Genomic DNA, 8,833 nt, shown 5'->3' with positions numbered 1-8,833 from the left:
GATCAGATCCTCTAAGCCTGAATGATGACGATTCGCTACTACTGTTCCTAGTACTATATCCTTTTGTCCCGAATAAGAGGATAATAGCAAGTAGTAACCTCCCAACATTACACTGTATAAACTAACCTCTAAATCTCGAGACAGGAGTCTAAGTTCCTCTCCTAAAGTATCTGAAATACTAAAATGTACTGTATTTCCTTTATAAGAAATAGCTAAGGGACGAGGATAATCTAAAGGAAGATTTAAAGGTTCTAATCCCATGAGTTGAGTCTTCCAATACTCTAACTGTCTATCCAATACTTCTCCCTGAAGATAAGATCTCTGCCATAAAGCAAAATCTTTATATTGAATTCGTAACAAGGGCAAAGAAACCGGATCACCCAATAACAAATCCCTATAGATAACATGTAGTTCTTCTAAAAAGATATCTGTAGACCAACCATCAAAAGCAATGTGATGAATGACTATACTAAGATAAGAAGTTACTTCATCTTTATCATTGAATACACAAACAGAAATAGGAAGTTCTTTGGATAAATTAAAAACCCTAGTGATTTCTTGAGATAGAAGATTTTCTAATTCTCTAGAGCTAAATACATCAATCTCTTTAATACTGAACTCCTCATTACTCACATACTGATAGCCTACTCCCTCTGAACTGGCTACAATCAAAGTACGTAGAATTTCATGTCTTGATAAAAGAATTCTAAAGGACTCTTCTAAAATGCTAAGATCAACCCTTGAAGATAATGCGAAAACCATAGGAATATTATACGCAGAGCTTCCTCCCTCATACTGATCAATAAACCATAAACGCTCCTGAGCAAAAGATAAAAGTTGCTGCTCAGGATGATGAACCGCTATAGGACGGATCATTTCACTAGCTCCTGATTCTAAACCTTCTAGTACTCCTGCTAATCCAAAGATCGTTTTATGGCTAAACACCATCGCTACACTGGCCTGTAAACCTAATCCTTGATGAATCTTGCTAATCAGTTTAATAGTCATAATACTGTTCCCTCCTAAGCGGAAGAAATCATCATGTAAACCAATACTTTCTACAGGTAAACCTAAAACCTCACTATAAATCTCTGCTAATTGTTTTTCAAGAACCGTTGTTGGTGCTATATATTCCTTATCTCCTGTGAAACTAGGTTCTGGTAAGGCCCTGCGGTCCAACTTACCATTGAGTGTCATGGGGAATAATTCCAAATGAACATAAGCAGAAGGAACCATATACTCCGGAAGTAATCCTGATAAATATACAGATAAGTCTTCAGGATTAAATGAAGTATCAGATACATAATAACCTACCAAGTATTTTAAGCCTGAACTATGTTCTTTAGCTAATACAACACTCTGTCTAATTCCTTCATAACTCAACAAAGCGCTTTCTATCTCTCCTAACTCTATTCTATAGCCCCTGATCTTAACCTGGAAATCATTTCGACCTATATATTCCAAATCTCCTCCAGAAAGATAACGTACTAAATCTCCTGTCTTATATATACGTCCATTATAACCTATCTCTTTCTCTTCTTTACTCTGGAAAGGATTCAATAGAAAACGCTCAGCTGTAAGCTCTGCAAGATTTAAATAACCTCTTGATAATCCTGAACCTCCGATATACAACTCTCCTACTGCCCCTACTGGAACTGGACGTAAATACTCATCCAACACATAGGTTGCTGTATTGGCTATAGGTTTACCTATATTAAGTGCATTATTATCATTATCATAATGATGATAAGTAGACCATACTGTGGTTTCTGTAGGGCCATATTCATTAATCAAAATAATACCCTCATGTTCTAAGTCTCTAATATCCGGGAAAGCTTCTCCTCCTACCAATATCAGTTGAAGACTCGTATCTGGAATAAGGTCTCTTAAGATAACAGGGGGAATAAACGATACTTCAATATCATGTTCTTTGATATACTCATTAAGATCTTTTACCGATTTTCTAAGTTCATTACTATACAACCACAACGTATTGCCATGACAAAGAACAGGGAAAGATTCACTCACAAAAACATCAAAGACATAATTAGAATAGCAACCTACATGGGTATATTCTGTAAGCCTGTGAGAGTCTATCATACAACATACAAAGTTGACCATACTAGTATGCTCGATCATCACTCCCTTTGGCTTACCTGTTGTGCCACTAGTGTAAATAACATAAGATAAATCACTTGAACTTACTTGAGTTCTTGGATTTACTGTGGAACAGGTACTCAGTTCAGCTTTCATATCTGAACCATTCAGACTTATGATACTCAGGTTTGAAGATTCTATTTCTGTATCTATTAGTTCCTTATAGTCATATAATCTGTCTTTTGTATTTTCTTCAACGAGTACAACTCTTGCACCAGTATCTCCCAGAATATGTTCTATTCGATCCATAGGATAACTTGGATCCATCGGAACATAAGCTCCGCCTGACTTCAAGACTCCCAACATACCTATAAGAATCTGTTCTGATCTGCCTAAACACAATGGAATAAGCTCATTCGGTTCGATCTTACAATTGTGTAATAAATAATGAGCCAGCCTGTTTGATCTATCATTAAGCTCTCTATAGCTTAACTTTACATCTTCATACACCAAAGCTATATGATCAGGTGTTCTCTCTACCTGTCTTTCAAATAATTCATGAATGGTAGCAGTTGTATCGTATTCTGAATAAGCATCCAAAAGACTGGAGAAGATCCCATCTCCACTATACTCTTCTTCTCTTACCCAAGATAAGTCTTCAAGCCGTAACTTTGAGCCACTTTCTTTATGATGGCATACCATCTGTTCTAAGAGATATACATACGTCTTAATCATATGATTAATTGTACTTTCTTTAAATAGATGAGGGGCATAATTAAAGCTTCCTGACAGAGAATCTCCTCCATCATCTATCATCACTGTCAAATCAAACTTGGATACATCATAACTCAGCCTTTCTTCAATTTGTTGAAACAAAGAGTCTCCAACATATTTTTGATTAGTAGCATTTCCAAAACTCTGTAAGCCAAACATCACCTGGAATAGAGGATGACGAGATATATCCTGAACTACACCCAACTCTTCTACCAATTTCTCAAAAGGTACATCCTGATGCATCTGAGCCTGAGATACCGAATCTGAAACTTGCAAAATAAAATCTCTTACTGATACTTCATAATCAATCTCTTCTCGAAGGACCAAAGTATTGACAAAAAAGCCGATCAGATCCTCTAAGCCTGCATGATGGCGATTCGCTACCACAGTACCTAATACTATATCCTTTTGTCCCGAATAAGAGGATAATAGCAGATAATATCCTCCCAGCATTACACTGTATAAACTAACTCCTAAGTCTCGAGATAAAAATCGAAGATCTTCTCCTAAACTATCAGAAATACTAAAATGTACCGTATGCCCTTCATAAGAAAGCCGTGTAGGACGCACATAATCCAAAGGAAGATGTAAAGCCTCAACTCCCAAAAGTTTAGTCTTCCAATAATACAACTGTCTATCCAATACTTCACCTTGAAGATAACCCCTTTGCCATAAAGCAAAATCCTTATACTGAATAGGGAGCGAGGGTAAAGAAACCGGGTTTCCTGATAATAAATCTTGATAGATAATTCTTAATTCCTCTAAAAAGATATCACTAGACCAACCATCAAAAGCTATATGGTGAATAACTATACTGATATAAGACGTAATCTCACTCTTATTTGGGGTATCCTGCTTTTTCTTTGTTTTATTAGTGTTAGTCTTTTCTTTCTCATGGAATACACAAACTGAAATAGGAAGTTCTTGGGACAAATCAAAAACTCTATTAACTTCTTGAGAGATAAGATCTTCTAACTGCTTAGAACTCTCTACATAAGTCTCTTTAATACTGAACTCCTCATTACTCACATATTGATACCCTACTCCCTCTGAACTGGTTACAATCAATGTACGTAGAATCTCATGTCTTGATATAAGAACTTTAAAGGATTCTTCTAAAATGCTAAGATCAACTTGTGATGATAATCCAAAGACCATAGGAATATTATACGCAGAGCTTCCTCCTTCATATTGATCAATAAACCATAAACGCTCCTGAGCAAAAGATAAAAGTCGGTCCTCAGGACTATGAACCGCTATAGGACGGATCATCTCTACAATATCAATTGATAAACCTTCAAGTGCACCTGCTAATCCAAAGATCGTTTTATGACTAAACACCATTGCTACACTTGCCTGTAAGCCTAATCCTTGATGAATCTTGCTAATCAGTTTAATAGCCATAATACTGTTTCCTCCCAAGCGAAAGAAATCATCATGGATACCAATACTTTCTACTGGTAAACCTAACACCTCGCCATAAATCTCTGCTAATTGTTTTTCAAGGATAGTCGTTGGTGCTATATATTCTCTATCTCCTGTGAAATGAGGCTCAGGTAAAGCGTTGCGATCTAGCTTACCATTAATAGTCATAGGAAGTGATTCGAGATGAACATACACAGAAGGGACCATATACTCCGGAAGAAGACCAGATAAGTACACAGAAAGTTCTTCATGATTAACTGAAGTATCAGATACATAATAACCTACCAAGTATTTTAAACCTGAACTATTCTCCTTGGCCAGTACAACACTCTGCTTAATCCCTTTATAACTCAATAACCCATTCTCTATCTCTCCCAATTCTATCCTATACCCTCGTATCTTTACCTGAAAATCATTTCTACCTATATATTCCAAATCTCCATTAGCAAGATAACGGCCTAAATCTCCTGTCTTATACATACGATCATTATAACCTATTGCCTTCTCTTCTTCACTCTGGAATGGATTCAATAGAAAACGCTCTGCGGTAAGCTCAGCAAGATTCAAATACCCTCTTGATAATCCCGAACCTCCTATATATAACTCTCCGACAGCTCCTACAGGAAGAGGACATAGGTAGGCATCCAAAACATAGATTGTTGTATTGGCTATAGGACGACCTATATTAAGAGGATTCCCATCTTCATGATAATGATGATAAGTAGCACATACCGTGGACTCAGTAGGCCCATATTCATTAATCAAAATAATATCTTGATATTCTTTTCTATCAATATCAGGGAAAGCTTCACCTCCTGTGAAGATTAATTGAAGATTCGTATCAGGTAATATTTCGGTTAATAAGACAGGCGGAATAAATGATACATCGATGGCATTATCTTTAATATATTCATTAAGTTCTTTCACTGATTTTCTAAGCTCATTACTATACATCCATAATGTATTCCCATGGCAAAGTACAGGAAAAGCCTCATATACAAAAGCATCAAATACATAATTGGAATAACATCCTACATTAATAAAATCTTTAAGTCTATGAGAGGAAATCATACAATCTACAAGATTCACAACTCCTCTATGCTCTATCATGACTCCTTTAGGCTTCCCTGTTGTTCCACTCGTATAAATTACATAGGACAAATTATCTGAACTTACATTAGTCTTTGGATTTTCTGTTGAACAGCTACCCAAGATACCCTTCATTTCTGAGGCATTCAAGCTTATAACACTCAAAGCCCCGTCTTCTAATGCTTTTAAACTTCTATATCCATAGAACATCTCCCTAGTGCCTTCTTCAACTATTACAACCCTGGCTTTAGTATCTGCTAGGATATGTTCTATCCGATCCATAGGGTAACCAGAATCCATTGGAACATAGACCCCTCCTGACTTTAACACGCCTAAAATTCCTATAAGCACATGCTCTGATCTATCTAAACATAAAGAAACAAATTCATCCGGTTGGATCTGATGAGTATTCAAAAGATAATGTGCCAATTGATTGGATTTTTCATTAAGCTCTCTATAAGTTAGCCTTACCTCTCCATAAACCAAAGCAATATGATCAGGAGTTTTTTCCACCTGTTTCTCAAATAGGTTATGCAAGGTTGCATTCCTATCATATTCCTCTACTGTAGCATTCCAATCATGGACAATAACTTGATAGCTATGCTTATTTAATAAATCATAAGAAGATATCTGAGTTTCTATTTTATCATCCACCAAATCGCCTAATATCCTGATAAATGAACTTTTATACATCTCAATGAAATTAGAAACTAGGTCAGCATCTAATTCAGAATTGTCATATTTAATCCTATAATTTAATTGATTATTTTTAGCTTCTTGTTCGAACACAATCTTGCCTGGTAAATCAATATTCAAATCATTATTAATCAAGATATCATAGGTTCCTTCATAGTTAATATAAATATCTTTAAGATTTGTTTGGGCAAAAGAAAATTCTAATATATCTGATTGTTGAGCATGTTTGATAAGTTTTCCTATGGGAAGATAATGTGCTTTAGTCTTCTTTAGCTCAGTAATGTATTTTTGATTTTGATCAATAAGATCAGAAAGCCTCGTTTCTGAGGTAAAATGATACCCTTTGATAATGGTGTTTACATGAGCTCCAAATATAAAGCTTTGGCCTTCTTTTATTCCTACAGGATAATTAATTCCTATATTCTCTACTCCCGACAACCTATGAAGTACAATAGCAAATATGAGTTGTCCAAAAGTGTAAGGAGTAAGCTTATAGTTTCTAGTTAATTGTTTTACTTTGAAAAATATATCTTGTGGAAATTCAAAACGTAACTCACTTACTGAACTTATAGAATTAGGCTTTTTATATAACTTTCCTGATGGTTTTAAAAACTTAAATCCTATATTTTCAAGGGATTTTAAATGTTCTTTCCAAAAATCGGACATTGTTTCTTTCCCGCTATTGAGAATCTTGTCAAACTGCTGATTGAGTTCCTGATGCAAACGGGATTGTTCGGTAAGATTTACGGGACTTATATATGTGGAATCATTATAATAATTACCCATTTCATTATAAAAAGCATTACCACTTAATCCATCTGCTAAAATATGAGAACATACATAAATAATTCTATATCTCCCTTCATCCAATTTAATAGCATAAAACCTTATCAGCTGATCATTTTCAAGATCAAACGGATGTAAAGCTAAACTTAATAATTGTTCTGCACTTGGCTCTTTAGAAAAAAATGTGAGAATGGGAGCATCTTCTGATAGTAAAGGTCTTCTTTTCCAAATGAGCTCATTTGATGTATTGAGAACATTACTGTTTATTAATAAATTATTATTAACAAATCGTACCAAGCTTGAATTCAATCTATCAACATCCAAGACTCCAGACATTGATTGATCTAAAACAATATTATAATCATTTCTTGAAGGATTAAGCATCCATTCATTATAAAAAGACTCTTGATAAGGGGTTAGCTTTACTAAAAATTGGAATTTCTTCATTATAAAATAAGGTGTTTTTAATAATAAGGTATTTAATTATTCCACTAAGACTTGTAAAAGGGTGATGACAATCAATTTAAATCCGACAGCAAAAACGGAAATGTTTCTAATTTTCTAAGAAGTTCTTCTACCGGAATAAAATGAGAAATATGGTCTGAGGAATTATCTGAAAAGCTTCTTCCATCCATTAAGGCAAAATGTCCAAAATATCCAGAAGAAAAATTAAGTTCTTTTAAAATGAAATATTGAGAATTAAAATATAAAGTATTTTCTAGAGTATTAAAACTGTTAAGAGGGATTTCAAGACCTCTTCCGTCTGCTTTTATAAAAGCTTCTTTTTTTGTCCAAAGCTTATAAAATGTTGAAATAGGTGATGTCGAATGAGTGATATATTCCTGCTCTGAAGCTGTAAAATATTCATAAAACTCAGTATAAGAAATAGGCTCTATCTTTTCTAGATCCATTCCAATATTAAAGTCGTTGTTAATAGCACAAGCAACCTGACGCCCGGAATGACTAATATTAAAAAATGGACCATTTTCGAAATAAGGTTTTTGATTATTCTTAAAGCGAATTGTTAACCGCTTGTTATCTCCAAAAAAATCATTCATACCGTACCAAAGTAAGAGCCTTCCTAAGAGAAAGCACAATGCACTTTCTCTCTTCTTATACATCATTTGCTTCTTAAAGATTTCTGGAGTAAGCCGATGATGGCAGATAGAAAAAAATAAATCGAAGTCAGACTCACTGAAATCTGTCCAATAGATCAACGTCATATCTAAAAAAATATTAATAGTTATTGCTTCCCCTTTATATTTAAGAGAAAGTATTGTAATGAGATACATTTTAAAAATGAAAATAAACCTATTGAAGAGGAGACAATAAGTTTGAATATGTCAAAATAAATTTTGAAAATGATAGTTTATATAATATCTATTTTCTAAAATATTTCATACATATTAGCATATCATGTTTTGGCTATCCTAAGAATAAAATGATCTACTTTTCGGTAGATATCAATATTACTTTTAATTTTACATTTTTTATTAAAAGTAACTGCCATTTTTTAGTATTGAGGTTATCCTATTTACAACATTTTCAATAAATAAGCTATTTCTTCTTCAAAAGAATCATTAGCTATAAATCTAAAATATATCTGTAAGGAAAAACTTTTTTTAAATGTTTGTGTTATCGCATCGCATACATTAGGTTTTTTTTTATTATCATTTAGTTTTGTAGCTAAACTACAAAAAAGAATATAAGAGCACATAAACATTTATAATGTTTAACTACAATTAACTCGTTTAATAAATCATTAACTAATTGAGGAAATTTGTTTATAATAATATCATTTATACTATGTAAGTTGAAAGCATTATAAACTAATTTTGTAAAAAATAAGAAACTAAAAAAAATATATGCTTTAAAAAGGAAAATTGACACTATAAATCTTTTATTTTATAATATTATATATTTTTTATATTTTTTTTAACACATTATTAATACTACTATATTAATC

General features: G+C 33.4%; 2 protein-coding genes. Both read right to left on the bottom strand.

The features are described 5' to 3' along the window. Positions 1–7,314 (bottom strand): non-ribosomal peptide synthetase (locus CHRY9293_RS17860; protein WP_162034216.1); only part of this gene is annotated, 7,314 nt, incomplete at its 3' end. Between the two features lie 71 nt (positions 7,315–7,385). Further along, positions 7,386–8,159, bottom strand: coding sequence for a 4'-phosphopantetheinyl transferase family protein (locus tag CHRY9293_RS17855; RefSeq protein ID WP_162034215.1), 774 nt, complete (start codon positions 8,157–8,159; stop codon positions 7,386–7,388). Between the last annotated feature and the right edge of the window lie 674 nt (positions 8,160–8,833).

The sequence above is a fragment of the Chryseobacterium potabilaquae genome (genome assembly GCF_902728265.1).
Taxonomy (GTDB): Bacteria; Bacteroidota; Bacteroidia; order Flavobacteriales; family Weeksellaceae; genus Chryseobacterium; species Chryseobacterium potabilaquae.
The sequence above is the reverse complement of the archived record's forward strand: the minus strand, read 5'-3'. Positions and strand labels throughout refer to the sequence as shown.